Origin of the sequence: Embleya sp. NPDC059237, from assembly GCF_042754105.1 — a bacterium.
Taxonomy (GTDB): Bacteria; Actinomycetota; Actinomycetes; order Streptomycetales; family Streptomycetaceae; genus Embleya.
This window is the reverse complement of record NZ_JBHZAE010000001.1, coordinates 504,598-530,049: the sequence shown is the minus strand read 5'-3', so window position 1 is coordinate 530,049 and position 25,452 is coordinate 504,598. Positions and strand designations below refer to the sequence as shown.

The window sequence follows — 25,452 nt, the reverse complement described above, 5'->3', positions numbered from 1 at the left end:
TCACCCCGACACCACCCACCCTGGAGCCCGCCTTGGCCCTGACACCGCACACCGAGGACCCCGATCGCCCGGCCGCCTCTCCACGGCCGCGAACGGCGCCGGGCGCCAGCTGTCGCGCCGACTCCGCCTCCGGTACCACCGCGAGGACGTCGTGATCACCGAACGCCCCTGCGTACGCGTGGCGTTGGCGAGCGCACGCCTCGACATCCTGGACATGATGCGCCAGGCATGCGCCGGCAGCGGCTTCACCCCTGTACTGGTCGTCGTCCCCCCGATGATCTGGCGCCACCGCACCCGCGAACCCGACCCCGCCGCCCGACTGGCCCGCATCCGCGGCGTCACACCCCCCGAGATCGACGTCGTCGCCCGACCCGCGAACGAACTCCCCGAGGCCCTGCACGGCGCCCGCGTGGACATGCTCATCGTCTGCGAATACTCCACGACCCTGCCGCGGTTCGTCCTCGACGCGATCCCCGGCGGCACCATCCACTGCCACCCCTCGCTGCTGCCCCGCTGGCAGGGACCCCTGCCCGTGGCGTGGGCCCTGCGGACGGGCGACCCGACGATCGGCCTGAGCGTGCACCGCATCAACGGCGACACCTATGACGACGGCCCCGTCCTCGCCCAGGGAAGTATCTCCGCGCCCGACGACGACTTCGACCCCGACGCGCTTCGCACCCGCCTCCTGCACACCCTCCTTCGAGGCGTCCTGCCACAGGCCCTGAACGCCGTCGCGCGCGGCGAACCGGGCGTGCCCCAGGACCCGGCCCACGCGACCTGGGCCGGATTCATGAACGAAGTCGACCGCTACCTCGACCTCGGACAGTCGGCCCTCACGCTCCACCACCTCACCCGCGCCCTGCGCTACCTCGGCTGGACCCCGCACGTACGCATCGACAACGCCTGGCACACCATCACCCGCACCAGCCTCACCGCGACACCCACATGCCACCGAGGGGTCGACTGCGGCGACGGCGCACGCCTGTGGGTCGCCGGCGCGACACCCGTGCCCACCCGCGCGCACCCGCGCATCTACCGCTGATCCGGCCCGCATCCGGGCCGGGGGCTGTCCCGGGCTCCCGCAGCGACCGCGACGACCGCGGCCGTCCGGCGCGGGCTCATTCCGATACCGACCACGAAAGGGTCCACAACAACGTGACGACCACCGTCGACTTCATCACCTGCAACTTCGAGAACAACGGCGGAGGCGACCGCGAACGGTGGCAGAAGGCGCACGAATTCCTCGCCTGGCTCCGGCCCGCCGTGCTCTGCAGGCAGGAAATGTGGGACGCCCTCGACAACGACGGCGAACTCGCCAAGCGCGCCGTGGACGTGCTCGGGATGCGCGGCTGGGTCGGCCGAGGCAGCTCCACCGCCCTGTACGCGGACCCGTCGATCTTCGAGGCCACCCGCGAGTGGAGCGACTCCGGGTGGCAACTGGAGCCCACCGCACACAGCCTGCGCCTTCGCGACACCGGCGGGGAAACGGTGCCGATCGTCGCGGTCTCGCACCATCTCACCTATTCGTCGCCCACCGACCGCGCGGCCGAGGGGGAGCACCTGACCCGCTTCCTCGACAAGGGGTACACGACCGAGGGCGGTGCGACGGTCAAGCTCCCGGCGATCCTCGGCGGCGACCGCAACTCCTACACCGTGCCCATCCCCGGCGGACCGCTCCTGCCGGACATCGAATCCTTCACCGACCGGGTCCACCAGGCCCACCGCTCCCGCCGCGGCCCCGACGGCACCCGCATCCCAGACACCCACACCGACCGCGAAATGCTCGCCGCCGGCGCCGAGGACGCCGCCCGCCACATCGCCCGCACCCACGGACGCATGTCCGCCCTGGCACCCACCGTCATCCCCAAGCCGGAACAGGGCGGCGCCACCGCCGTGGACGGATTCTGGGTATCGACGATGCTCCTGCCCGCGCTCCGCGACGTCGACGTCATCGACATGACCGGCCTGTCCGACCACCACGCCGTCCGCGCAAAGTTCCACCGCAGCACCCTCGCCGACATCCTGCGCCGCGCCGCAGCACCGCACCTCGACCACGACCACACCTCGAACGCGATCCGGAGCGCGGCGCTGTGACCCCGGACGACCCGATCCCACACGGTGTCGAAACCGCCACCGACGCCCGGGTGTTCGACTGGCTGGCCGGCGGCAGCGACTACTACGCGTCCGACGAGGTCACCGGCTCGGCGATTCTCCGTGCCGCGCCCAGCATCGGCGCCACCATCCGCAACGCTCGGATGTTCGCCCGCCGGGCCACCCGAGACCTCGTCCGCGACCACGGCATCCGCCGCATCCTCGACCTCGGCTGCGGCATCCCCACCGAGCCCTACATCCACACCGTGGCCCACGGCATCGCTCCCATGACCGGGGTGGTCTACGTCGACCATGACCCGCTCGTCCTGGGGCAGGCCAGGATGCTCCTGGACCAGAACGAGCACACCACCGTCGTCGACGCGGACATCACCGCCGTCGACGCCCTGGTGGGCGTCCCCGCCGTCGCCGACCTCCTCGCCGAGGGCCCGATCGCCGTACTGGCAACCACGGTCCTGAACAACATCTGGCGCCCCGCCGATCTCATGCGCGACGTGGTCCGTCGGTTGCCGTCCGACTCGTACGTGGTCGTGAGCGTCCTCGTCAGCGACGATCCCGAAGTTCGCCACACCATCACGGACGCCATGCACGCCGGCACCCGAGGAGCCTGGGGGCGCGTCGCCACCCCCGACGAAGCCGCCGCGTTGTTCACGGGACTGAACGTGGTCCCGCCCGGGCTCGGCGACATCGCGGCGTGGAGAGCCGACGACATCGGCCCCTACTGCTCCTACTACCAGGGTGGCTGGGAAGTCCACATGCATGGGGGTGTCGCCCGGGTGCCCTGACGAGCGCGGGTGTCCCGCAGACCTGTGGCCTCCCACGCGTCGTGGCACTTCTCCGGCACACGGCTCGCTTGTCGCCCGACATGTGGGCCGTGTGCCGGCTGCTCTCGTAATAAGCGAGCTATGTCGGAGTGATGCGTCGGCGCAGATCGTTATCCGTGGACTCACCGGCTTCGAGGTCCAGGGCGTGGACTCCGTAGTCGGAGGTTGTGGGACGGCTTTGGGGCCTGTGGGGTGAGTTGGGATCGTCTGCGTGGTCTCGCATCCAGGCGCGGTGTGCGTCGGCGATCGCGCTGTGACGTTGTACGACGTCCGGGGCGGGGCGTTGTGGTTCACGCCGGCTCACGGGGCCTCCAGCCATTTGGTGCCGTACCAGTTCCGACCGAGAAGGAAGTGTTTCCCGAACCATTGGGTCCGGTCTTCCTCGTCGATCCAGGGTCGGGAGGCTCCGAGTTCGGACACGTCCCAGGGGGAAGGGTATTCGGCGCTTCCGAAGGGGTACCGGGATGCGCGCGCCAGCAGCCGGTCCAGTTCGCCGCGCACGGCAGCCGGGGCTGCGTCACGGACGTCGTGGAGTTCGTCCAGCAGGTCGGTGGCTGCTTCCTCGTCGGTCCAGTAGTAGCCGTTTCGCGCCCATGCGTAGCCGCCGATGTCGATGTTGGCCAGGAGGCTGATCGCTCGGTATTCCTGGGCGATCAGCCAGTTCTCGAAGTGTTCGGTCCACGCGGACACGAATCCCTGGGCTCTGTGGGCGGATTCGATGCGGAGGAAGTCGAGGTACGCGGTGCGGGCGACCGGATTCAGGTCGAAGTTCCAGGACCCTGCGTAGTGTCCGCTGGTGGTGAAGAACCCGCCGCCGAGGATGATGCTTTCGTCGTTGACCACGTCAGCGGTATCGATGGTGGCGCGCAGTGCCAGCCCCTCCGGGTTCACTGCGGCTGTGAGTAGCCGAGCGATGGTTCGTTCGTCGGCTCCCGTGCGATGCATGGTTGCTGCCTGAGCGATGGTCGGCAGCATCGATGCCGTGGAGATGGCGTGGCCGCGATCGCCCCACGCCGTGTATCTGTCGCTGTATCCGGAGAAGGGCGTCCCGTCGGGTCTCCAGGACTTCGCCTGTGTTGCGTCGACGATGTCGGGTCGCGCGTGGAATACGCGTCCGCACCGCGGGTGCGAGATGGGTGTTTCGAGGGCTTCCGTGATGGTGCGGATGGTGCCGTTGGCCTTGTCGCCGTCCTGGTGGCGGAGCCATCCGCAGTCGACGCCGTCTCGGACTTCGACGTAGGAGACTCCCGCTTCGTGGGCGGCACCGAGGTAGCCCCGGTTGTAGGCGGTGACGGTGTGGGTTGTGGCGGTGCTGTGTGCCCAGTCGTCTACGGGGTGCCGGGTCGCGTTGCGGTAGACGATGTCGCCAAGAGGGTGTCGTTCACGAAGGGCGGCGGCTCGGGCGGCCCGGTCCTGGCTTGGTGTCAGGGCGGGGTCGTTCTGGCGGGCCGTGCGTTGGTGCGAGACGTCCCGTCGGAAACTTGCGGCACGCCGGCTCGCTTCGCGAATTCGGGACTCGAACGCGGCTCGCGCCGCGGATTGGGCGTTCGCCACTGCTGCCGGTCGTGCTGCTGCTGCCGGTACGCCCAACGCCCGGGTTGCGTCTTCCGCGCCGCGATGCATGCAGGACGCCACCTCTGTGCGCGCGAAACCGTTCACGGCGTCTTGTGCGGCAGCGGTGAACGCGGTCACGGAGGCATCGAACCTGGCCAGTTGGGCAGTCAGGCGTCCTGCGGAGGGTCCGGCGGCAAGCGTCGCGAGCAGGTCGTCCTGAGCACGGGCAAGGCGCGTCCACAGGGTGTGGAGAGTTGTGGCCAGGCGGGTGGCGGTTTGATCGGGTGTCACCGTCGGCGGTTTGCCGGCCGCAGTGGGGTGATGGTGAGGATGTGGGGTGCGGCGGTGTCCGGACCGTCGGGGGACCGTTCCGTGGTGACGTCCGCCAGGAGTCGTTCGAGGGCTCTCAGGTTCTCCGTGGTGTCGAGCGTGATCCCCTGCACGGTGACCCGCAACGGATCGGTGATCAAGGCGGCTCGGCGTTCGTTCAGTACCTCAAGTGCCACGGCCCTGGTGTCCTGCAGGCGGGCGTGACGCCCTTCGAGGTCGGAAATGGCCGTTGCTGTCCCTAGCCGGGCCAGGAGCCACGCCAACTGGTGCTGATCCATTGGGTTCCTTCGCAGGCAGGGACGCGGCAGCCGCGGTGAGGACGTTCCACGGCCGCCGCGCCCGTCACGGGGTCACTGCGTGCGCCTCTTGCGAGTTGTCGTCGAGGCCGGCTCGGGCGCCTGTGGGTCCACGTGAGGCGCCGGGTCGGGTTCCTGCTCCGGTGTCGGAGAAGGATCTTCGCCGAACGCGGGCTGTGACTCGGGAGCCCACGCGTGTGGGTTGGTGATGAGGTCCGCGACTTCCGGTGGCGGTACGTCACCGGGTTGCAGAACCAGGTGTGCGTGGGTGGTGGGGTGATCGATGTGTACGGCGAATGCGAGGGTCAGCTGCCCGGGGATGACGGGTGAAGACGTCTCTTCGGGCGAGGCCGGGTTCACAGGACCTTCGCGCAGATGTGGGCGTCGGCCGCGTGGAGCACGGGCGCGGCGACAGCGGCACCCTTGGTCCAGATCCGTACCGGGTCGTCGTCGACGCCGCGGGTGATGACGATGCCCGGTGCGTCTTGGGCGAAGATCCCGGGGTTCGTGCCCCGGCCGAGCACCAAGGATTCGGCCGTGCGCCCGAACATGGTCTGGCCCCAGCGGGACCGGTCCGGCGGAACCATGATCCACCGATCCTCCGGCAGAACCTTGGTGGCGACCCCGTCCACACGCACCTGTGCCTTGTACAGGGTGATGGGCGGGAGCCCGTAGTTCCCACGGACGACGTTGACCTGGTCGGGATTGAGCGTCGCGGCGGGCGGCGTGGCGGTGGAGGCGGTACCGAAGTACACCGACCGGTACGCCTGGTTCGTCGCGAGGTAGCTGACGGCTTTGCGGCTGGTGAGCACGAGTTCCGGTGTGGGCGCGCCGCGATCCTCGAGGTACTGGATCCAGCCGAGTTCGTCTCGGATGGGGTCGCTCGTCGGGTCCGACCACAGTTTCGGAGCGACCGGGAGGTTCCCGGCGGGTACACCGAAGTCGATCTCGATGGTGAGGCCGTTTTCGTTGGAGAGGCTGAGCTTGCCGTCCAGGATGACGTCGCCAGCGGCCAGTTCGAGGCGGCTGCGAATGGATTCGACGTGCCGCTCGGTGTCGTCGTACAGAAGTTCCACGAGCCGGTCCGGGTTGGCACCGTTGGTCGCGTCGAGGAGGAGGATCTGCTGTTGCTCGTCGACGTCCAGGCGCTGGCCCAGCGGCGGGAGCATGCCTTCGCGGGTCAGTTGCCACGCTTCGCGGGACGCCTGGGGCACGCTGGCGGAGAAGGCCCGGTACTTGGCGGTGTTGACGTACCGCCCCTCGTCCCGGATGCGCCACTTCACGTCGTTCAGCATGTAGGTCGGGAAGATCGACTTGGTGAGGATGTAGTCGGCCTTGGTGGGGATGTTGCGGGCGAACGTCGTCAGGTCGGCGACGGAAACGCCCTTCAGGAGATCCTGAATGGTCATGGGTGTACTCCGCCTAGACGAATCGGATCTGGGGACCGGTCACCGAGGGGATGATCTTGCTGACGTCAATGCCCCCCGGGACTGCGGTGGCAACGACGGTTCCGTGCCACAGCAGCGCAGCGGGGATCTTCTTGACGTCCGGGCCGAAGATCGCATCGGCGTAGATGAAACCGCGGAGCTGCTGGCGGCCGTCGGTTGCGGCCGGGTCGTACGCCCCGTACAGGCGCGAGGCGGTGATCCTGCCTACGGGCACTCCGGACAGCACGCACAGATAGGGCTGCGAGGTGTCCGGGGACGGCAGGTAGTGGACGCCGGATGTCAGCGTCGTGATGTCGAGGGTGATCGTCTCGGTGCTGTCGGTGCCGTGTGCGCCGCCGAGCCAAGCCCGAGACGTGCTCACCTGTCGCGATGTCGCGACGGGCTGAATCGTCATGCGGATGTACTCCCGTGGAGGTTGTTCCGGTCGAGCAGATCGCGAAGTCGACTGCCGTCCACGGGTGTTGGAGTGCGGGCGTGGTCCTCGCGTCCGGCATGGTCCCGCCGGTGGGTGAGCCGAGGGTCCGTCAGGTGCCGGCGTATCCGCGGCGGCGTGCCATCTCCATGCCGCCGGCCCCGTCGCGCGGACGCGGAGTGTGAGGCGCGGAGGGGATGGCGCCCGCAGGAGCACCGCCGGGGGCGGGCGGTGTGATCGCGCCGAACAACCCGGGCCTGCGGGCCTTCAGGGCCTGTGCGGCTTCGGCGATGGCCTGCTCGTCCGCCTCCCCGTCGAGGTCGCGGTCGAGCAGAGCGGCGGCGTCGGCGAGGTCTTCACCCGTGGCGCCGAGGCCGGCGAGGACGGACCGCCGGAGCGCGGCGCGTTCACGGGCGTCGGCGGCGGCCTCCCGGGCCGCGAGGGCCTGTTCGCGCGCCGCCAGGCCCGCGTCGACAGCCGGCGCACCGGCGGACTGGCCGGGTACACCGCCCCGCTGGGCAGCGACGAACGCCTGCAGGCCGGCAGCGTCGGGAAACCCGAGAGTCACCGCGAGCTTCTTCACGGCGGCGCGCCCGCCCTGTTGCTTCTCGCGAGCCAGGCGCTCGGTCAGCTCGGACTGGCTGAAGCTGACCATCAGCTCGTCGTCGCCGTCCTGGGACGCGCCTGCGATCGGATACACGGGGCGGCCGTTGACGAAGCCGATCGGCACGTGCGGATCGGGAAGAGCGCGGGGGCGGTTCACTGGGGTCCTCTCCCATGGCCGGCGTTCCCCGCGCCTGCGAGTAGGAGTCTAACCAGGTGCGCCGAAAGGGTGACGGCGTTCGACACGGTGATGCCCGTGCGGGTACGGTCGCGGCGGTATTTCGCGATACCCGCACCGGGTTGTCACGGCGCCCACACCGCCACAACCACGCCCACGAGTCTGCGACTCTCCCCGGCACGGTCCAGAGTCCACGTCGATTCGCCGCGATGTCCAGACCGCCGCGTATCGCGCGTCGAAGTGTGGGTCGACGCAGGAGAGCGAATCACGGTGACCACCTCCCGCCGCAAGGCCATTCGAGAGCGCATGTCCTGGTACGGGGAGCCGTACAACGTTGCGCGCCGCAAAGTGGAGTCGGGTGACAGGCAACTCGCCATGGACTTCGAGGAGGAGCCGTACGAGGAGTACGTGTACACCGGTGGCGGCTCGGAACGCGAACTCTACGAGGCGTGGGTGGAACACCTGGGCCTGCCCGAGACCATCGACGCCATGCTGGCCGCGGTCGCGTATGTTCGCGATCGCTTGTCGGAGTGCGCGGACGCCTACTGGTCGCCCGGCTGCCTGGTGGACATTGCCGACGCGGCGGACCGTCTGTTTACACGCATGCGCCGAGATGCGGTGCTTTCACCGGGCGATGACGAGCGCCTGCTTGTCGCCCTCGGGGAGTTCCAGCGTACCTACAGGCGTCTTTACGAGGACCTTCGTTGGGCAGGCGGGAGGGAGTGACGGTGAGTCGCTCCGGTGCGCACGTTCGGCACGCTAGATTGCCCCGACACAGCGCGTGCACGCCCGGTGACCGCCCTCGAAGTCGCGAAGGCAGCAGTGCTGGAGGAGAGCCGTGAGGTTCAGCCCATTCGCTGACCCGCCCTCTGTCTCGCCGCGGACGAGGGCCGACGCAGTGTGAGGATCATCATGAACAGTACGTCCGAAGCAAGTTCGACCTCCTGGCCTGTGCTGCGGTCCGGAGTTCCAGCCGAGCGTTGGGCCATCGCCGATGCGGAGGTGGCGTACACCGAAGACCAGAGTCGGGACGAACACCAACCGAGTCAGCTCATCGCCGTGTGGGCCTATGGCATGCCCGTCTGCACCGCCCAGGAACGCCTCGCGCTGGCCGAGCATCTGCGCGACCACATGCTCACCTCCTGGGAGAGTGGGTGGCTGCTGGGATGCGAACCGGAAATTCAAGAAGCGGCCCGAGAACTCCTGCGTCGCCTCTCTTCGGGCGAGAGTGATGAACTCGGAACCTGGTCGGCCGTGCTCGACGAAGTCACCTCGACCATCAGGGCGACAGAACGCTGCGGTTGCACACGACGAGTCCCGACGCCCGCGTAATCGACCGCGCTCGAACGATGTCTGGCTCGGCCCGGGGTACCGGGCCGAGCCAGAACCGCTACAGCAGAACGTCGCGGATGATGATCCACGAACGATAGAGGACCCAGGATGTGGTCCCGACTGCGCCGACCATGCGGCGAGTGCGACTGAAACGCCGCCGTGGCGCGGTGTTAGTCTCCTTGCTGTTGGAAAGACTGCGGCTCTGAGGGTCTTGGTTGGCCCCGGGGTCCTCAGGCTGCGGTCCATTCGACGATGAACGTAGATCCATCCGTTCTCCTATTGTGTGTCGGCATTCGCCGTCCGCCGGTCCCGTTTCTGACCGGATTCTTCGTTCGCCATTTCCTCGGCATAACTCACGAGCGCGGCGATGATCTCTTCGGTCTCTCTGCGCGAGGCGTCCACTGCGTACACTCCACGCCGCACGCGACGGATCACGCCTTCGTGTTCCAGGGAAGTCAGCAGGTTGCCCGTGACATTGCTGGGACGCTCGCTCGCTGTGTGCCAACCCATCTGAGACATGGCGTCTACGGCTCGTGCGGCAGTCCATTCACCGCCGCATTCCCGCATCAAGCGCAGCAAGAGATCACGAGGTCGCTCACGCTCCAGCACTTCGCCGTGATTCATCAAGAGGGGGCCCAGCACTCCCCTGAGTGTGGCGTATCCGAGGTTGTAGGCGTCTTGATCGGGCCCTTGCCCGGAGGTGTCGAAACCCTCGTGGAAGATCTCCAGAGGGGCCTCCACGCCCAGGTTCGCAAGTGCCGTGAGTTGGCTTCGGACGGCCCCCCACTGTTGACGAAGGCGCAGGAATTCCTCGTGTGCACCGGCAGCTAGGACAAGGATCAGCGCGAGGTCCGCGTCCAGTTCCCCAAGAGCGAAGTGGGCGATTGAGTTGCGGGCGTGCATGAGTGCCGCGCCGGCCCCCTCGTCGCCGGCGAACGCCTTCTCGATCAAGATCCGCAGATCAGCAGGCAGCTCGCGCATGCGCCCATCCCCCTTCCCTTCCGCAAACCATCTTACACTCGCTGACACCGACTCCGGTGTCACCTGATGTCAGTGGCTGGCACTCGAAGTATCAATCGTGATTTGGCTCAGGAATCGTCCTCGTCTGCCGTTCCCGGGGACGTCTCCTCCGCCGCCGCTTGCGCGTCCCTGGAGGTGAACTCCGGGGCTCCACCCGCCGGAACCTCAGGCTCGACATCGGGAAGCCCCAAGTAGGTGCGCACCGCACCCGCATCCCCGGTGGCGTCGGCCAAACGGCTCGCAGCGTCGAACGACCGTCCTTGGATCAGCCGTACCTCCTCCGCGACGTCGTCGATCGGGAAGCCGGCCGCCTGCAACATCCGCAGTCCGGTCTCCAGCGACAGTACGTTCGCTTGCACACCCAGGCAGACCTGGTCCAGGATCGCCGCCTTGTCCGTGGGCGTGTGGGGGCCGAATCGCAGTTCGGCGTGCAGCGTTTCGCCTGCGGGCCAGGCGTGTCCGGCTTGGTGAAGCCGTTGTACGAACCGAAAGAGCAGCGAGTACTTGTGGGTCCTGGCCAGGCGCATGGAGGAGACGAGTGCGTCGAGCGGGCGCAGGGATACGTCCAGGAGGTAACCGGAGGGGATGCGCGTGGCGTCGACGGTGCCCATGGCTGCGCCCGGGATGCGGGTGATCGATGCGAGCCTCTGTCGCAAGTCGAAGACGTGGGTTCGGAGTTCGGAGAGCTGATTCGAGGTGTCCACAACGTCGAGGCGGCCGGTCTCACCCAGGTTGTAGACGGCTCCCGGGGTCACAGTGAGGGTTTCGGGCCGTCCGGTCGCGCGGTCGATTCGCGTGGTTGCTCCCGCGAGCGCGAGGATCGGTGAGCCGGTGGTCGCCGAGGCGGATGAGGAGTCGGTGTCGGTTCCGGCGATCTCGTCGAGGAGCTGGGTCGGGCGGGCCAGTGTGGAGACGCCCCAATGGTCCTCGCCGGGGATGGAGTTGGTGATGTGGACGATCGGGATGAAATCGCAGCGCAGGTCCAGGCCGGCCAGGACTTCGCCGTCCGATCGGATGCGGAAGCGGGCCTTGTCCAGCGGGAGGTGGTCGATGTCGTGGTGGGTGCGGAGGTCGTCCAGGAACCATTCCGCGTCCGTGAGATGGCAGGTCAGATGGGTGCGGATGGTCGGGGCCCACGGGTAGGCGCGCGTGATGAGCCCGGTGTCCGGGTCGGCCGTGTCGCCGGGCGCCACGACCGCGCCCTGGTCGTCGACGACGATTTCCCGTAGGGGTGATTCACCGCCGTCGACGGTGCTGTGCGTTGCCGGGCGGATGGCCCCGAGTTCGTAGGTGATCCGCCGTACGCGTGCCCTCGTCCCTGTGTGGGGGTCTTCGGGGATTTCCCAGGCCAGGTGCACCCGGGTGGGGTAGTCGGCGGGGTCCGCGTCGTCGTCGAAGACAGGGAAGTAGAAGCCGGGGTCGACGGTGCGCACCGTGACTCGGCCGCGGGCCGGATCCCAGGCGAGTCGGTAGACGCCGTCGCCCAAGGCGACGGCCTTGCGTTCGGCGTCTTGGATGCGCTGGGAGAGGAGTTCGCGTCCCGCCCACTCGCGCAACGCCGCCTGTACTGCCGCCGCCGGGCTTCCTTCGGCCTCGGCACCGGCGACCACGATCTCCTGGGTGGGGCCGAGAAGGTAGGCGAGCGCGGTGTCGATGAGCATGCCCGCGTCGCCGAACTCGCGCCGGTCCGTCGGTGTTTCGTTGTTGACCGCAGTGAGCTGGCCCGCCTGGTTGTGGTCGTACGCCGCGTACAGCTTGTATGCGGACAAGCGCCTGGCGTCCTCCTCGCGTAGCCATGCGACGCCCTGCCCTGTGTGGGATCCGGCTTCCATGGCTGGCTTGAAGTTCAGATATGACCACGGGTCGATGACGGCTTTCGACCAGGCGTCGGTCAGGACTTGCCATGGACTGCGCACTGCGGGTCCTCCCGGAGGTCGGCCCCGCGCCGCGCGTTCAGCCTATCCGCGCGTGTACGCCAACGCTGTCTGGCACAAAGTGGACCAGGACGACCGCACCGGGTTCTCGAGGTCTGCGGGTCCCTTGTAGGCGTGCTTGGGCCAGGCGTTCCAGCATTTGTCGATGTCGGCGCTGATGTCGCCGGTTGCCGTGTCTCCGACGATGCGGGTGTGTGCGGCGCGCGCTTCGTCGCGGAGCTTGTCCATCCAGGTGCTGGCCTCGGTGCGTTGGGTCTGGGTCAGCTTCTCCCAGGAGTGCATCTCGAACTTCGGCTTGGAGTCCTTGCTTCCGCAGCCAGCGAGGACAAGCACTGTGCAGATACATGCGATGACTGCGCCCTTACGGCGCCACTCCCCCGTGATCACCATGGAAGGAACGTACCAGCAACGGCCGTCGCGGCCCCGAGCGTTCGCGGACCTGCGCTCGTGGGGTGTTTCGGCGATTCGACCAGAGACGTGGCTGATTCCGCGTACCGTCGACTCCGGTGGGCGAGATGCCCGCTGTCCGCCCCTGTGGGTTGATCGATGCCACGAGGGGAGGTGAACTCGCATGCCCGGAAAGCATAGGCGCGAGCCTGTGGTGTCCGACCGCGAGGGGAGCGGCCACCGGCCACTCGTCTTCGTGTTGATCCTGACAGCCCTTGTAAGCATCTGGATCGCGCGACGACGGGGCCGATAGCCCTCCTGTCCGGCCCGTTCCGCCTTACGGCGGGGCGGGCCGTCTTCGTGTCCGCTGGGCGGACCTCAGATCCTCACGTGCAACGTTTGCCGGTGACAATCGTTGCAGGTGTCGATCCGTTGTCACGGTACCCCGCTGAACGCAAACGCGTTGGCACTTACTACGTAACGACGTATCCGGACAGGGGGGATTCTCAGCGGCGTCCGGCCAGGCGTTGATCGTCGGCGCCTGTCTGGAGGGCCAGGGAGCCGCCGCTGCCCGCGAGTTCGGTGAGGCCGTGGACCATGGCATCCATGCGGTCCGGGCTGTCCATACCGGCCACCCAGGAAGCCATCTGGTTCTCCAGGGTCGTCCACTCGCCGACGTGATGGACGCGGCCCTGTTCGTAGAGTTGGGCAATGGGCTCGGCTCTCAGGCGTTTGCCGACCTTGGCGTCGACCCCTCGGATCGCCGGCATGAGGACGCCGCGGGTTTCGCCGGCGCGTTCCAGGCTTGCCCACGCCTGGGCGAGGATTTGCCGGGACATGTCGCCGCCGTAGTTGGACTCGACCACGATGCAGTCGGCGCGTAGTTGCAGAGCGAGGCGACATGCCTCCTTGCCCCAGGCGTCGGCGCCCCGGCGGCCGGAGCGGTCCTCGAGGACGTAGAGGTGTCCGCGGGCGTCGCAGCCGGCGGCAACGATTCCCGTTTCGTCTCCGACGGCGCTCTCGCCGCCTGCGGGGTCAACGGCAACGACGATGCGCGTCAGGTCGACTCCGCGCATCGCCAGGGGGCTGAGGCGGTGATCGGTGATCCACGCCCATTCCCAGACTCCGCCCTCTTCGGGCCGAGGGCGTTGCTGGTAGAGGCTCCACCACACGCGTTCACCGACCGCTCGCCTGATCTCGGCCAGGGCCTTGGCGTCGTAGCGCAACGGCCAGAGGGGATCCCCGATTTCGCGGCCGAGCGCGTCATCGGATTTGGTGGCGACCGCAGGGAGGTCGATGACGTTCCATCGCTCGCGTTCCGACTGCAGCAGGCGTCCGGCGAGGTCGTCCTCGTGCCATCGCGTCTGGATCACGATGATGCTTCCGGATGGCTCCAGCCGGGTCAGCAGGACGGCCTCCCACCATTCCCACAGGCGTTTGCGGACCTTCGGGGACTCGGCTTCGACCCGGTCCTTGATGGGATCGTCGACGATCGCCAGGTCGGCACCTTGGCCGGTGAGGCCGCCGCCTACTCCTGCGGTGACCGCTCCTCCGTCGCCGCCCAGGATGTTGAAGCGGTTTGCTGCTTGTGCGCCGGGTTTCAGTGCCAGGCCCAGGATCGGTCCGTACTCGAGGATCGCGTCGCGGATCCACCGGCCGTGGTCGTCGGCCAAGTCCGAGCTGTAGGCGGCGATCATCAGGCGGTGTGTGGGGTGGCGTCGCAGGTACCACAGTGGTGCCCAGCGGGCGGCTCTGCGTGATTTGCCGTGCCTGGGCGGCATGGTGAGCATGATTCGTTGCGGCTCGCCGGAGGCGACTCGCGCAAACGCGTCGTCGATCAAGCTGAGGTGTCGCGCCTGGAGTTCGTGTCCGCCGGTGAGGACTGAGGCCATCGCTCCCGGGGATCGGTCCATGGCAAGACCACGTTCGATGTGCGCCAGCCGCTCGCGAAGTTCCGGGGACGCCTGCCGAGCGATCTCCCGGCGGTGCTGGGGCGAGAGGTGGCGATAGCGCGCGAGAAGACGATCAGTCTTCGTCGACATCGGTCGCCGCCGCGGGAGGGGTCACGTTGCCAGCAAGTTCGATCAGGTGTTCAAGCTCCGTCATCGTGACCTGCTGGGTGACGGCGAGGGGTCCGCCGTCGGCGCCGGTAACTTCGGTGCGCGCCGGTGCGTCCAGGCCGAGCAGCCGGCAGGTTTGGGCAATGATCTTGGCGGCTCGGTCGACTGCCGCGAAGTCCTGCTGTGTGACCGCGACTCGGTACACGACGAAGAACAGGCGTTCCAGACGTTCGTACATCATCTGCCGCAGGTCGTCGGTCGCCGCGTCCAGCTCGACCCGGCGTTCGGCCAGCGCGGTGGAGACATCACGGTGGGCGTACTCGACCAGGCGCCGGTTGGTCGGGGGCGCGGCGCCTCGCCGGTATCGCTGGATGCCGTAACCCTCGGGATACGGCACACCGTCGGAGTTGACGAAGGGGTCGGCCGCGAGCTTGCGGGCGATGGTGAGCCAGTCCACGCCTGCGAGGCGCAGGTCGATGGCATCGGCTCGGCGGCGCGCGATGGCGGCGCGTGTCTCGGCGTCCGGACGCCCCACGGCGGGTGGCTCCTGTCCTCCCCGGCGCCATGTCCATGATCGCGCATCGCGCCCACAGGAATCCGAGTGGACCGCCGGGGCTCCGGCGGATGTAGCGGCACCTCGCCTCTTTCGATTGGATCGTGGGCGGCACGCCGGGCCGGTTCGGAAATTTGAACGTGCCTCATACGCTTCCGATCAGATATGGGGCAGATCTGGCGACCGGTCATCGGGCGGCGGTGACGGCGGCGAGTGCGGCGGCGATGGTCGCGCTCGCGGTGAGGACGGTCGCGAAGGTGACGCCCGCGCGGGCGAGGGCCTGCGGGTAGGTGGCTCCGTCGATGCGGGCGAGCTTGGCGGCGGCGGCGGACGCGAGCAGGGCCACGACCACTGCTAGCGCGACGGCGGTCGTGACGACGGCGATGAACATGGCGGACTCCAAGCTTCCCGGGCCGTGTTGACGTGTCCGACGCTGGCCGAAGCGATGCACGACGGGGTTCGGGCCGGGCGATGATGAACACCGGCGAACACGACACACCCGGGGGCATGACGCATGACAGAGGACGCGGTCGGGCTTACGGCGGCGGCCGAGTTGCACCGGCTCTTGGACGACGCGCTGGCGCAGTCAAGGCTGGACAAGACCACGCTGGCACGTCGCGTGGGGCTGGGCCGCACCACCGTCCAGGAGGCCTTCCGCCCCGGGGCGGTGCCCTCGGCAGGGACCGTGACTCTCCTCGCGCGGGCACTCGGGCTGGACACCGCCAAGCTGCTGGAACTCCGGCGCACCGCCGCCGAACAGGTCTTCGAGCGTCGCGCGTTCGGCGGGCACGACGCGGGGCCGGGCTGTCTGATCGACCAGTGCGACCCCCACGACCTGGAGGTGCACCCTGCGGGTACCGCGCGCGGGACGGTGTCGGGCAGGACCGCCCGGATACTCCCGGGCTACGTGGAGCGCGCCCACGACGGCGTGCTGGCCGCTGCGGTGCGGGACGCGAAGTCCGGGCGCAGCCGGATGGTGGTGCTGGTCGGGTCGTCGTCGACGGGCAAGACACGGGCATGTTGGGAGGCGGTCCGGCCGCTCGCGGCGCACGGGTGGCGGCTGTGGCACCCCTGGGACCCGACCCGTGCGGACGCCGCGCTCGCCGACCTGCACCGGGTCGCCCCGAGGACGGTGGTGTGGTTGAACGAGGCCCAGCACTACCTCGGCGACCCAGGTGTCGGCGAGCAGATCGCTGCTGCCGTCCACACCCTCTTGACCGCCCCCGACCGCCAACCGGTCCTGGTATTGGGCACGCTGTGGCCGGAGTACGAGGCCCGGTACATTCACCTGCCTCGCCCGGGCGAACCCGACGCGCACAGCCGCACTCGCGAACTGCTCGCCGGGCGCACCGTCACCGTCCCGGACCACTTCGACCACCAGGCACTTGCCCAGGCGACACAACTCGCCACGGGGGACCCGCTGCTCGCCGACGCACTGAATCGGACACGCGACACCGGCCGCCTCGCTCAGGATCTCGCCGGCGCGCCCGAACTGCTGCGCACCTACGAACGCGGCACCCCGCCCGCCCGCGCGCTGCTCAAGGTGGCAATGGACGCACGCCGGCTCGGCATGGGACCGCACCTGCCGTTCGCGTTCCTCACCGACGCCGCCCTCGACCCCGCGTACATGGGACCCCACGACTGGGACGACCTCGACGAGGACTGGGCCAAAATCGCGTTCGCCGAACTCGCCCGTCCCGTCCACGGCAAACTGGCCGCGCTACGCTGTATTCGATTCTGGCCCCGGACGGCGGCGCATACCGGCGTCTCACCGCAGACGCTGCCTCCGCCCACACGAGGACCGGTGTACCGCCTCGCCGACTACCTCGAACAACACGGCCGCAGCGAGCGCCGCTACACCTGCCCTCCCGCGACGTTCTGGGAGGCCGCCGCCCGCCACGTCACCGTCGCCGCAGAGCTGATCACCCTGGCTCACGCGGCAAGCGCACGCTCGCGCTATCGCCACGCCGCCATGCTCTACCAGCTTGCCGCCGATGCCGGGCACACCCACGCGCTGATGGACCTGACGATGATGCGCGAGGTGGCCGGCGACAGGGAGGGCGCCGAACGCCTGGCTCGCCAAGCCGCCGACGCCGGTCACGTTTTCGCCTTGGTCCACCTGGCGAGGCTACGCAGGGCCACGGGGGACACGGAAGCCGCCGGACGTCTCGCTGCGCAGGCCGCCGACACCGGGAACGTCTTCGCGCTGATCGATTTGGCGAAGACGGAACGGTCGGCGGAGGACGGGGAGGAGGCCGAACGCCTCCTCCGGCAAGCCGCCGACACCGGGGACGTCGACGCACTGATCGCTTTGGCGGGGATGCGCGGGGCGGCGGGGGACAGGGAGGGCGCCGAACGCCTCCTCCGGCAAGCCGCCGACACCGGGAACGTCATCGCGCTGATCGCTTTGGCGGGGATGCGCGAGGCGGCCGGGGACGGGGAGGAGGCCGAACGCCTCCTCCGGCAAGCCGCCGACACCGGGAACGTCATCGCGCTGATCGACCTGGCGATGATGCGCGGGGCGGCGGGGGATGGGGAGGAGGCCGAACGCCTCCTCCGGCAAGCCGCCGACACCGGGAACATCGACGTACTGATCGGCTATGCGAGCACGCGCGAGGCGGCCGGGAACGGGGAGGGCGCCGAGCGCCTGGCTCGGGTTGCCGCCGATGCCGGGAACGCCGACGCACTGATCGACCTTGCGACGACGCGGCGGGCGGCCGGGGACGAGGAGGGCGCCGAAGACCTTCTCCGGCAAGCTGCCGACGCCGGGAGCATCTTCGGGCTGATCCGTTTGGCGGGGATGCGCGAGGCGGCGGGAGACGGGGAGGGCGCCGAACGCCTCCTCCGGCAAGCCGCCGACAGCGGGGACGCCGACGCACTGATCCATCTTGCGAGGACGCGACACGCGGCCGGGGACGAGGAGGGCGCCGAACACCTTCTCCTCCAGGCCGCCGACACCGGGAACGCCGAAGCACTGATCCACCTGGGGAGGATGCGCGAGGCTGCGGGGGACGAGGAGGGCGCCGAGCGCCTGGCTCGGGTTGCCGCCGATGCCGGGAACGCCGACGCGCTCATCGACCTTGCGACGACGCGGCAGGCGGCCGGGGACGAGGAGGGCGCCGAAGCCCTTCTGCTACAAGCCGTCGACGCCGGGAGAACCGACGTACTGATCCACCTGGCGAGGATGCGCGAGGTCGCAGGGGATGGGGGAGGCGCTGAACGCTTCCTCCGGCGGGCCGTCGACGCCGGGTACATCGACGCGCTGAGCAGCCTCGCTCAGACCATCGCCACGGCTGGGTATTCGCAGAAGGAGATCCTGCGAAACGGACTGGAACCAGACGGCACTGTCTCCCCGACCTGGTGACCGCACGGCACTCACCGCGTTTCCCACCGCTGGGGCAGGGCTGTTTCCGCCATGCCCCAGCGTGGTGTCATTCGATGGACAGTTGCCCTGGGAAGGCCGATGTTGCGTATCGGGGTGGTGGTGCGTCGGGCGCGTTGCGGTTCCGTCGCAGCCACCACGCGAATTGGTAGTTGCGGCAGGTGCGGTGGAGCCAGCTCTTGCGGTGGGGATCGTCGGATGGGATGTCGTGTTCTCCCCAACCGGTGATCGGTCGGGCTCCGGTGAGGCTCACTGTGAGTCCGGGAACCAGGGCGTTGCCTTCCCAGTCGTTTCCTGGTGCAGGTTCGAATGCGAGGTGTGCGTTTCGGTTCCAGGCCCATGGGATCGGGAGCGCGCACAGATAGAAGGCGAGCGGAGGGTTGTCGGTGGGTAGGTAGACGGTCTGCTGGTGGCGGGTGTTGTAGACGTTGTGGCGGTCGGGCTGGCCGAACACCTGGAGGCAGTGCTTGGTGAGGTCCACGTGGCGGACGCCGGCGAGCCACATGATGCCGTGTGGAGTTTGTTGGGTTATGTCGATGCGAATCGGTTCGGTCATTACTACCCCTCGCGCCTTTAACCCCTGATAAGAGAATTCCTCTCTTCTGTCCATTTTAGCAATGTTTCGACCAGTTTTTCATGTCGGTTGTGCCGAAAATCGTTGGGATAGGGCATGTTGAATTCCTGCTCCAGGGCCTCGCGGTATTCCCCCTGCGAAAACGGCCGGGGCTTGCGGCAGGTCGCCTTCAGAGTGGCCGACGAGAAGTCCCGGACCTCGACCTCCTCGAAATAGCCGAGAAGGAGGTCCCGCAGCGAGGCGGGCGTGTGGTACCGCATCTTCATCCACTTGCCGCGGTGGAAGCGCATGTCCACGTTGTCCGAGTCGAGATAGGACAACCGCGACGCCCCGGCTTGCGAGGTGACCCGGGCGCGTTGTTCGTCGCGTAGTTCACGGTCGAGGCTTCGGGTGCCCAGGCACAGGACGCCGTCCGCCGCGCAGAGGGCGTTGACGGTGAGCAGGACCCACTTCTGGTAGTCGAGGGAGGTGGTCGCGTTGATGACGGAGTCCAGGACGACGACCTCGTACAGGCCATGTTGGCGAATGTCCCGCTCGATGGCGCGGATCGCTCCGACCACCCAGTGGATGTCGACGGCGTATTTCCCGGTGAGGCACCGGTAGGGCTCGTAGTCGAAGATCGTGTATCCGTCGGCGCGCAGGTGCTTGGCGTAGTCGCCGTATCCGGCTCCGAAGTCGACGACGCGCGTGTCCTTCTTGAGCCAGGGGAGCACCATCTGGTCCCACGTCTCGGAGTGGTACGCGAGCTTGCCCTTGCCGGCTTTCGCTTTCGACGTGAACTGCCTCAATCGCAGGGGTTGGACGATGTGCTGGTTGTACACCGGGGCTTGGTCCTCGATGGCCGTCCAGTCGTACACGCCGTACTCGCCTGTGAGGTCGGCGAAAATCTGGGCCGCCTCGCCCGAGGGTACGGTCCACGCCAGGACGTCGAAGTGGTTCGCCGCGGCGACCACCGCGTACTCGGCGTTGAGGACGACGCGGCCCTGGTCGTCGATCACGATGCTGCCCCACGAGCCGTGGGCGGCGCACATGTCGGCGATCGCGTCGCAGAACGCGACGTTCTTCTTCTCGACGACCCGGATGCTCTGCCATGGGATCCATGTCCACTCCCCCATGGTTCCGGGGTCGGCGTGGACGACGGACGCCTCGGTTTCGACGCGGTTGTGGAGGAGGTTGAAGGAGATCTCGTCGGCCAGACGCACCTTGGTGCCGAGCATCACCGCGGCGGTGTGGGTGATGCCGAGGGCGTGCAGGGCCTTGGTGCGCTGGTGGCCTGCGACCAGGGTTCCGTCCGCGTTGAGGATGACCGGCTTGATGACTCCGTGGCGTTTGAGGGAGCTCTGCAGCCGCTCGAACGCCTCGTCGCTGAGGAAGCGGGGGTTGTAGTCGGCGGGCGTGAGGTCCGCGAGGGGATATGCCTCGTGGAAGACGGCCGTGGGGGTCGCGCTCACGCCGTGGCCTCCGCCGGTTCGGAGCCCGCCGAGGGAGTGTCGTTGGCGGCCTTCAGGTGCTCATGGGCCACCTGGAGGATGTGCCAGCCGAAGCCGAGGTCTCCCTGGTTCGCGTCGACGTACTCCTTGTACAGGCGGTCGAATGCTTCGACTTCGTCGCTCGTGAGGCGGGTGCGCTTGCTCGACCACTGGAGGTAGCCCCACTGGAGGTAGTCGACGACGGCGGCGGCGCCCGTGTCCTTCCCCATCGTGGGGAGTTCGATGGGGGCGGGCAGCGACGTTGCGTCGAGCAGGTCGTCCAAGGTCCCGCGGTCGTATCCGGTGCCTTCCAGATCGGGCAGGTCGTCCAGGATCTCCGCCAGCAGTTCGGCGTCGTACCCGCCGAGCTGATTCGTCCGATTGTCGACCACGACGATCTTGGCTGCGGTCGCGTTGTCGACGTCCAGCCAGGTGACCGCAACTTCCTTCCACCCGAGCGTAAGGGCGGCGGCAACGGTGTGGTTACCGGCGATGATCTCGTTCGGCCGGCCGGTGAGCGTGCCTTTGTTGACGACGATCGGCCTGTACTGGCCGTGGTGTTCGAGGCTTGCCGCGATGGCTGGGACGTCGCCGATGCGCGGGTTGCGGTGGTACGGGGTGAGGTCCCCGATGGGATGCGCGAGGGAGGCGAGCGAAGCGGGGATGCGGGGGGTCTTGGGCACGGCGCGCTCTCTGGTGCGTCTCCCCACGCCGGGCCCGCAGTTCGGGCCTGCTCAACAGGGTAGGCGAACGCGCCGATGGCCCAAGACCCTGCTCAGGAGAGGTTCACAGGCTGCCGTGACGGACCGACATGGATTGGCTGCTGATGTTGACCGCGACGTGGGTGCCCAATGCGACCAGAAGGGCAGTGTCGAACGCCCCGGAGGTCAGGGCGTCGCGAACGGCGGCGAGGCGTTCGAACGTCGCCGGGTCGTCGCCGATGTCGTCCCTGTCGTCGTCGGATGCGGGTTGGTCGTCTTCGGGAGCGCAACTCGCGGCGCCCACGCGCTCGATGTGGTTCATGTCCACTCGGCCGAGGTCGGGGAGGCCAGGGCGCGGGGTGAGAGCGAACCACAGGTTGTCGAGGGTGAACATGGGGCGTACGGCGAAACCGCGGTAGGTGCGGTGTCGCCATCCGAATGCGTACACGGCCGGATCCGCACGGACGGCGCCGACGAGGTCCTGAAGGACGCCGATCGGGCGCTGCGGTATGTCGTGTCGACGCCGGTGGTGGTCGCACACGGGCAAACCGATAAAGGTGCGGGCGTCTTGAGTGGTCATCTGTGCTCCGGAGGTGGAGGTCTCAGTAGGGACCGGCCATCCGCTCCGTACCCGCCGCTGCCTTGGGCGGTCCGGGGCAGCGGCGAACGCGGAAGGCCGGGGTTCGAACACCGGGTCGTCCTATGCGCGGGTGATGCGGATGCCGTCACGACGCACGGCGATTGCGGCGTCCTGTCCGAACGCTTGGAGGAGCACGTCGTCGAACTCGTGTCTCTCGACGGCCCGCTCGAGCTGGATGACGCGCTCGACGGCGGCTTCGTCGGGAACCGAGTGGTTCGGGGCCGGGGCCGGTCGCTCGGCGGCGCTGCTGTCCCACGCGTGACCGTAGGTGGGGTGAGAGCTGTAGAGGAGGAGCAGTTCGGAGGCCAACTCGGGAGGCTCGTTGGTGGTCCGAACCCAGAAGTCCTCGGCGGCGAACCGCTCGGGGATCTCGTCCTCGTCGATGGTGGTGCCTTGCATCCAACCGAACTCGACAACGAGAGGGTCATCAAGAACCGCGAAGAAGATCGGCTCGAACTCCACGACGGGACGTTGGCGTACGGTTCTTTCGCTTCGGTCGACGTGGCCGACGATGGGGATGCCCAGGAACATGGGGACCTCACAGACTCGGTGTGGGTTTCGGGCCCGTTGCCGCGTAGCGGGCGACGCAGGGTGGAGGAAGGGGAGATGGGGCGGCCCCGCAGCGGCCGGAGGGCTGCGGGGCCGCTGGCGTGCGGATCGGTCAGAACGGGACGGGTCGGTAGAGCTGGAGATCGACGTGGTCCTTGTGGACGCTGACGGCGGTAGAGTCGCCGAACGCTTCGAGGAGGACCGCATCGAAGGTGCCGCATTCAACGGCGGTCGCGGCGGCGGCCCTGTCGTAGGCGGCCTCGTCGGGGCCGCGGAACGACGTGCCGATCCTGGTGTGTGCGCCGTCGGCGTTCTTGCCGTAGACGTTGATTCGTTGGCCCAGGGTGGGGTGGCCGTCGGCGCCGAAGACCTCCAGATCGTCGACGTCCGATCTCAGTGGGTCCGTCTGGGTACGCACCCAGAAGCGGTTGATCGTGAACCGGCAGGGCTCTCCGTCGTTGTAGAACGGCGTGAATTGGTGCCATCCGAAGGAGTGCACGGCCGGGTCGTCGAGGAGCGCCTGGAGGATCGGTCGAAGGTCTTCGAGCGGGCGCTGCGGAGTGGGTTTGTCTCCGGGGATGTCTCCGGAGACGGGGATCCCGAGGAAACTTGGTCGGGTGGTCATTCGTAGGCTCCGAGGTCGGCGAAGGACAACTGGGCAAGGGGTCGGGCCTGGCCTTGTGGGCATCGGGCGCCAGGGAGGCGGAGCTGCGGTTCGGCCGCTGGAGGAGGTCAGTTGCCGGTGGTGCGGCGCGCTGCGTCGACGGCGTTGTGGATGTCGCGGAGGTAGACGTTCACGAGCGCGATTTCGAATCGGGTGCGCATCAGGAGTTCTGCGGTGTCCGGGGATGGAGCTTTCGGCGCAGTGTGTTGGGCTTCCCGGAGTCGGTTGATCTCCTGTTCGTGCAGGGCCCTGATCTTGGCTTGTCGCCATGCTTGGGTCACGTGCTCGGAGAGTTCTCGCGCGAGGGAGGCGGTGCGGTCCTCGAACGCTTCGATCTCGCGGGCCTGTTGTTCCACGAGGACGTTCAGGCGTCGGGCTTCGGCTTCGGCCATCGTCTTGAGTTCCGCCGGTGTGTGGCCGATGGCGCGTTGGACCGTGACGACGAAGGTGTCGGTTGGTCCCTGGATCGGCCACTCGACGTAGTTCGTCGCGCCTTCTCCGTGCAGGACTCCTGCGGCGGCTGCCGCCATGCGCGTGATGATCTCCGTGGCGGGCTGGAGTACGAAGCGCGGTGTGCCGTCGCTGATCGTCATGCCGCGGAGGAGTGTTGCGTCGGCGAGGTCCTGGGCACGGGCGTTCTGGATCACGTCCAGGATCGCGTCCGCCTGTGCTTCGGCGTTGGGGTGGGAGTCGCCGAGGATGTCGAGGATGTGTTTCCGGACAGGGGCCTCGGTTGCATGGGTCGGCGCGTTGGGCGTCACTGAGGGTCCGTCTCGCTCGGGTGGGGGCCGGCGCCGTCGTGGCTCGGGGGCGTCGCGGGGTCGTTGTCGGGTTTCCCGGGCGCGGGATAGGCGCGGTGGACGAGTTCGACGATGCGTGGCCAGACCTTGGGCAGCGCGATCCAGAATGCGCTGGTGGCCCACGTGTTGAGGTTGTAGTGCTTGCAGGAGTCCGGCCAGTCGCGGCAGTAGCAGAGGTCTTCGTGGTAGTGGTCTGCCAGGGCGCGTTCCATGGCGTTGTCGAGGGCCGTGCGGTCTTCTTCGCTCAGATCCACGTGCGTTCCTTGGGGTAAGGGGCGTTCACCCGAACCGATGGATAGATTCTAGCGTCACTTGACGTTAGAATCAATCATTTATGCGTGGCCCTCCGCCGGGAAGCCGAAGCATCCATGGGCGACCAACGTCCCGAGCATCCGCCCTCGCAGCCCCGGAACCTGCTCGATCTCGAACAGCGGCCTGGTCCAGTCGGCAGCGGACGCGAGGGCACCCGCGGCCTTCCGGACGGCGCCGACCTTGATCGCCCTGGCGATGCCTCGCATCTCCCCCTCATGACTGATCGTCCACGGCAGGCGGGGATCCACACCCGGCGTCGGATGAATGATCAGGCCCGGGGCCAGGGAACGGTGTGCGATCACGACGGCCTTGCCCGCCGGGTCCGTGACCTCCACGAACTCCGGTGTGTCGTCGGCGATACTCAAGCCGCCGGCCAGACCGATCTCGGGGACAGTCAGCCGGGCTGCCCGTGCCGGGAACGCGATCATCCATTCCGCGATGCGCTGGGCATCGGTCAACCGGGCACCCAGGGGGCGCGAAGCCTGCCCTGGGAGACCCCCGGAGCAACGAACCAGGTGCCACGCGGCCTCGCGGCTGCCGAACACCCGCAGGTGCCAGAGTTCCCCCTTGGCCGTGGTTTCGCAGGTCTCGTCGGTAAGGCGTCGCCATACGAGTTCCTGGGCTCTCATCCCCGACCCCCCGCCGCCGTCGCCGTCGCCGCAGGATGCCCCTCCGTCGGACGAGTCGGCGGTTCGCCTGCGGGTACACCCCCCAGGAGCCTGAGCAGTGAATACAGCCCGTCGAGCGTGAAGTCGTCGATCGTGCTGGCATTCAGCCGGGGAATCGCAACCCACAGCGCGGCGCCGGTTCGCTTCGGCGCGATCGGTCGCAAGGCCGGCACCTCACCGTCCGCCGGCCCCTGGTCGAGGATCGCGCGGATGATGTCGAGGGCGACCGCAGCACCGAACACGCGCTGCTCGACCAGGTCGACGATGCGAATGATGCGTTGCAGGGTTGAGGTGCCGGCCTCGGTGGGGACGTCGGACGACGGCGCGATGCAACGGCCGTCGTGACACGGGAAATCCGGGTCGCCGCGGAGGCGTTCCTGCGGGGACGGCTCTTTGATCCCCGATGGTCGTGTGTCGTCGTGTGTCGCGTCGTTCGGGGCTACGCCTTCGTAGGATCGGGGCCGTTGATGGCCGAGTGACCCGGCCACTGCCCGCATCTCCTCAGAGGTGTTCATGGTGTCCTGTCCTGTGCGTCGAGTGGAGCCGGGCGGTTACAGGGCCGGGCTGGGGGTTCGAGCGGCGCGCCGCATCCGCCGCACACGCGCCAACCGGCGATGGGGATGCGAGGCCACGTACGGTGGGAGCAGAGGTGT

The 25,452-nt window shown here is 68.2% G+C and carries 28 protein-coding genes; 7 read left to right on the top strand and 21 right to left on the bottom strand.

Annotation, left to right across the window (positions count from 1 at the left end; translation table 11 throughout):
* Window positions 1–151 precede the first annotated feature (151 nt).
* The 3 genes from ACFXKZ_RS02335 to ACFXKZ_RS02325 all read left to right on the top strand — a co-directional run bounded on the left by ACFXKZ_RS02335 (window position 152) and on the right by ACFXKZ_RS02325 (window position 2,894).
* Window positions 152–1,042: a formyltransferase family protein gene (locus ACFXKZ_RS02335; protein ID WP_379995466.1), complete on the top strand. Its 891-nt coding sequence runs from the start codon at window positions 152–154 to the stop codon at window positions 1,040–1,042.
* Window positions 1,043–1,155: 113 nt separating this feature from the next.
* Complete coding sequence (locus ACFXKZ_RS02330) at window positions 1,156–2,094, top strand: endonuclease/exonuclease/phosphatase family protein (protein WP_379995464.1); 939 nt, start codon at window positions 1,156–1,158, stop codon at window positions 2,092–2,094.
* Complete coding sequence (locus ACFXKZ_RS02325) at window positions 2,091–2,894, top strand: SAM-dependent methyltransferase (RefSeq protein ID WP_379995462.1); 804 nt, start codon at window positions 2,091–2,093, stop codon at window positions 2,892–2,894. Before ACFXKZ_RS02330 ends, ACFXKZ_RS02325 begins: the two co-directional genes overlap by 4 nt.
* A gap of 339 nt (window positions 2,895–3,233) precedes the next feature.
* On the opposite strand, the gene ACFXKZ_RS02320 is transcribed toward ACFXKZ_RS02325, so the two are convergent.
* Window positions 3,234–4,778: a hypothetical protein gene (locus ACFXKZ_RS02320; RefSeq protein ID WP_379995460.1), complete on the bottom strand. Its 1,545-nt coding sequence runs from the start codon at window positions 4,776–4,778 to the stop codon at window positions 3,234–3,236.
* Window positions 4,775–5,095, bottom strand: a complete 321-nt coding sequence (locus tag ACFXKZ_RS02315) for a hypothetical protein (RefSeq protein ID WP_379995458.1) — start codon at window positions 5,093–5,095, stop codon at window positions 4,775–4,777. Before ACFXKZ_RS02315 ends, ACFXKZ_RS02320 begins: the two co-directional genes overlap by 4 nt.
* A 213-nt stretch (window positions 5,096–5,308) precedes the next feature.
* On the opposite strand from ACFXKZ_RS02315, the gene ACFXKZ_RS02310 reads away from it, so the two are divergent.
* Window positions 5,309–5,443: a hypothetical protein gene (locus ACFXKZ_RS02310; RefSeq protein WP_379995456.1), complete on the top strand. Its 135-nt coding sequence runs from the start codon at window positions 5,309–5,311 to the stop codon at window positions 5,441–5,443.
* A 26-nt stretch (window positions 5,444–5,469) separates the two neighbouring features.
* Here ACFXKZ_RS02310 and ACFXKZ_RS02305 read toward each other — a convergent pair whose 3' ends face one another.
* From ACFXKZ_RS02305 to ACFXKZ_RS02295, 3 genes are all read right to left on the bottom strand, one after another.
* Window positions 5,470–6,522, bottom strand: a complete 1,053-nt coding sequence (locus ACFXKZ_RS02305; RefSeq protein WP_379995454.1) for a major capsid protein — start codon at window positions 6,520–6,522, stop codon at window positions 5,470–5,472.
* 13 nt (window positions 6,523–6,535) lie between these two features.
* Window positions 6,536–6,955: a head decoration protein gene (locus ACFXKZ_RS02300; protein WP_379995452.1), complete on the bottom strand. Its 420-nt coding sequence runs from the start codon at window positions 6,953–6,955 to the stop codon at window positions 6,536–6,538.
* Between the two features lie 130 nt (window positions 6,956–7,085).
* Window positions 7,086–7,736, bottom strand: a complete 651-nt coding sequence (locus ACFXKZ_RS02295) for a hypothetical protein (protein ID WP_379995450.1) — start codon at window positions 7,734–7,736, stop codon at window positions 7,086–7,088.
* A gap of 288 nt (window positions 7,737–8,024) precedes the next feature.
* Between ACFXKZ_RS02295 and ACFXKZ_RS02290 the strand changes: the two genes are divergently transcribed.
* Both ACFXKZ_RS02290 and ACFXKZ_RS02285 read left to right on the top strand, forming a co-directional pair.
* Window positions 8,025–8,480, top strand: a complete 456-nt coding sequence (locus tag ACFXKZ_RS02290) for a hypothetical protein (protein ID WP_379995448.1) — start codon at window positions 8,025–8,027, stop codon at window positions 8,478–8,480.
* A 186-nt stretch (window positions 8,481–8,666) separates the two neighbouring features.
* Window positions 8,667–9,086, top strand: a complete 420-nt coding sequence (locus tag ACFXKZ_RS02285) for a hypothetical protein (protein ID WP_379995446.1) — start codon at window positions 8,667–8,669, stop codon at window positions 9,084–9,086.
* A 276-nt stretch (window positions 9,087–9,362) separates the two neighbouring features.
* Here ACFXKZ_RS02285 and ACFXKZ_RS02280 read toward each other — a convergent pair whose 3' ends face one another.
* The 6 genes from ACFXKZ_RS02280 to ACFXKZ_RS02255 form a co-directional block, all read right to left on the bottom strand.
* Complete coding sequence (locus ACFXKZ_RS02280) at window positions 9,363–10,067, bottom strand: hypothetical protein (protein ID WP_379995444.1); 705 nt, start codon at window positions 10,065–10,067, stop codon at window positions 9,363–9,365.
* A 107-nt stretch (window positions 10,068–10,174) separates the two neighbouring features.
* A complete protein-coding gene (locus ACFXKZ_RS02275; protein ID WP_379995442.1) occupies window positions 10,175–11,875 on the bottom strand; it encodes a hypothetical protein in 1,701 nt (566 codons plus the stop codon).
* A 189-nt stretch (window positions 11,876–12,064) separates the two neighbouring features.
* Window positions 12,065–12,430, bottom strand: coding sequence for a hypothetical protein (locus ACFXKZ_RS02270; RefSeq protein ID WP_379995440.1), 366 nt, complete (start codon window positions 12,428–12,430; stop codon window positions 12,065–12,067).
* 503 nt (window positions 12,431–12,933) lie between these two features.
* Window positions 12,934–14,208 (bottom strand): terminase large subunit domain-containing protein, encoded by a 1,275-nt coding sequence (locus ACFXKZ_RS02265; protein WP_379997266.1) that lies wholly within the window; start codon window positions 14,206–14,208, stop codon window positions 12,934–12,936.
* Between the two features lie 244 nt (window positions 14,209–14,452).
* Window positions 14,453–15,022 (bottom strand): hypothetical protein, encoded by a 570-nt coding sequence (locus tag ACFXKZ_RS02260; protein WP_379995437.1) that lies wholly within the window; start codon window positions 15,020–15,022, stop codon window positions 14,453–14,455.
* A 205-nt stretch (window positions 15,023–15,227) separates the two neighbouring features.
* The gene (locus tag ACFXKZ_RS02255; protein ID WP_379995434.1) at window positions 15,228–15,431 is read right to left on the bottom strand and encodes a hypothetical protein; all 204 of its coding nucleotides are present in this window, start codon (window positions 15,429–15,431) and stop codon (window positions 15,228–15,230) included.
* A 123-nt stretch (window positions 15,432–15,554) separates the two neighbouring features.
* On the opposite strand from ACFXKZ_RS02255, the gene ACFXKZ_RS02250 reads away from it, so the two are divergent.
* Entirely contained in the window at window positions 15,555–18,404 is a 2,850-nt protein-coding gene (locus ACFXKZ_RS02250) for a hypothetical protein (protein WP_379995432.1), read from the top strand.
* A gap of 67 nt (window positions 18,405–18,471) precedes the next feature.
* Here ACFXKZ_RS02250 and ACFXKZ_RS02245 read toward each other — a convergent pair whose 3' ends face one another.
* The 10 genes from ACFXKZ_RS02245 to ACFXKZ_RS02200 form a co-directional block, all read right to left on the bottom strand.
* On the bottom strand, window positions 18,472–18,978 hold the full coding sequence (locus ACFXKZ_RS02245; RefSeq protein WP_379995430.1) for a hypothetical protein: 507 nt from the start codon (window positions 18,976–18,978) through the stop codon (window positions 18,472–18,474).
* 17 nt (window positions 18,979–18,995) lie between these two features.
* Window positions 18,996–20,447: a ParB N-terminal domain-containing protein gene (locus ACFXKZ_RS02240; protein ID WP_379995428.1), complete on the bottom strand. Its 1,452-nt coding sequence runs from the start codon at window positions 20,445–20,447 to the stop codon at window positions 18,996–18,998.
* Window positions 20,444–21,148: a ParB N-terminal domain-containing protein gene (locus tag ACFXKZ_RS02235; RefSeq protein ID WP_379995426.1), complete on the bottom strand. Its 705-nt coding sequence runs from the start codon at window positions 21,146–21,148 to the stop codon at window positions 20,444–20,446. Before ACFXKZ_RS02235 ends, ACFXKZ_RS02240 begins: the two co-directional genes overlap by 4 nt.
* Window positions 21,149–21,251: 103 nt before the next feature.
* Window positions 21,252–21,746, bottom strand: a complete 495-nt coding sequence (locus ACFXKZ_RS02230; protein ID WP_379995424.1) for a hypothetical protein — start codon at window positions 21,744–21,746, stop codon at window positions 21,252–21,254.
* A 120-nt stretch (window positions 21,747–21,866) separates the two neighbouring features.
* Window positions 21,867–22,268, bottom strand: a complete 402-nt coding sequence (locus ACFXKZ_RS02225) for a hypothetical protein (RefSeq protein ID WP_379995422.1) — start codon at window positions 22,266–22,268, stop codon at window positions 21,867–21,869.
* Between the two features lie 199 nt (window positions 22,269–22,467).
* Complete coding sequence (locus ACFXKZ_RS02220; protein WP_379995420.1) at window positions 22,468–22,980, bottom strand: hypothetical protein; 513 nt, start codon at window positions 22,978–22,980, stop codon at window positions 22,468–22,470.
* A gap of 107 nt (window positions 22,981–23,087) precedes the next feature.
* Window positions 23,088–23,780, bottom strand: a complete 693-nt coding sequence (locus tag ACFXKZ_RS02215) for a hypothetical protein (protein WP_379995418.1) — start codon at window positions 23,778–23,780, stop codon at window positions 23,088–23,090.
* Window positions 23,777–24,073 carry a hypothetical protein gene (locus ACFXKZ_RS02210; protein WP_379995416.1) on the bottom strand — a complete coding sequence of 99 codons (297 nt, stop codon included), beginning with the start codon at window positions 24,071–24,073 and terminating at the stop codon, window positions 23,777–23,779. Before ACFXKZ_RS02210 ends, ACFXKZ_RS02215 begins: the two co-directional genes overlap by 4 nt.
* Before the next feature lie 78 nt (window positions 24,074–24,151).
* Window positions 24,152–24,760 (bottom strand): hypothetical protein, encoded by a 609-nt coding sequence (locus ACFXKZ_RS02205; protein ID WP_379995414.1) that lies wholly within the window; start codon window positions 24,758–24,760, stop codon window positions 24,152–24,154.
* A complete protein-coding gene (locus ACFXKZ_RS02200; protein ID WP_379995412.1) occupies window positions 24,757–25,314 on the bottom strand; it encodes a hypothetical protein in 558 nt (185 codons plus the stop codon). Before ACFXKZ_RS02200 ends, ACFXKZ_RS02205 begins: the two co-directional genes overlap by 4 nt.
* Window positions 25,315–25,452: the final 138 nt, after the last annotated feature.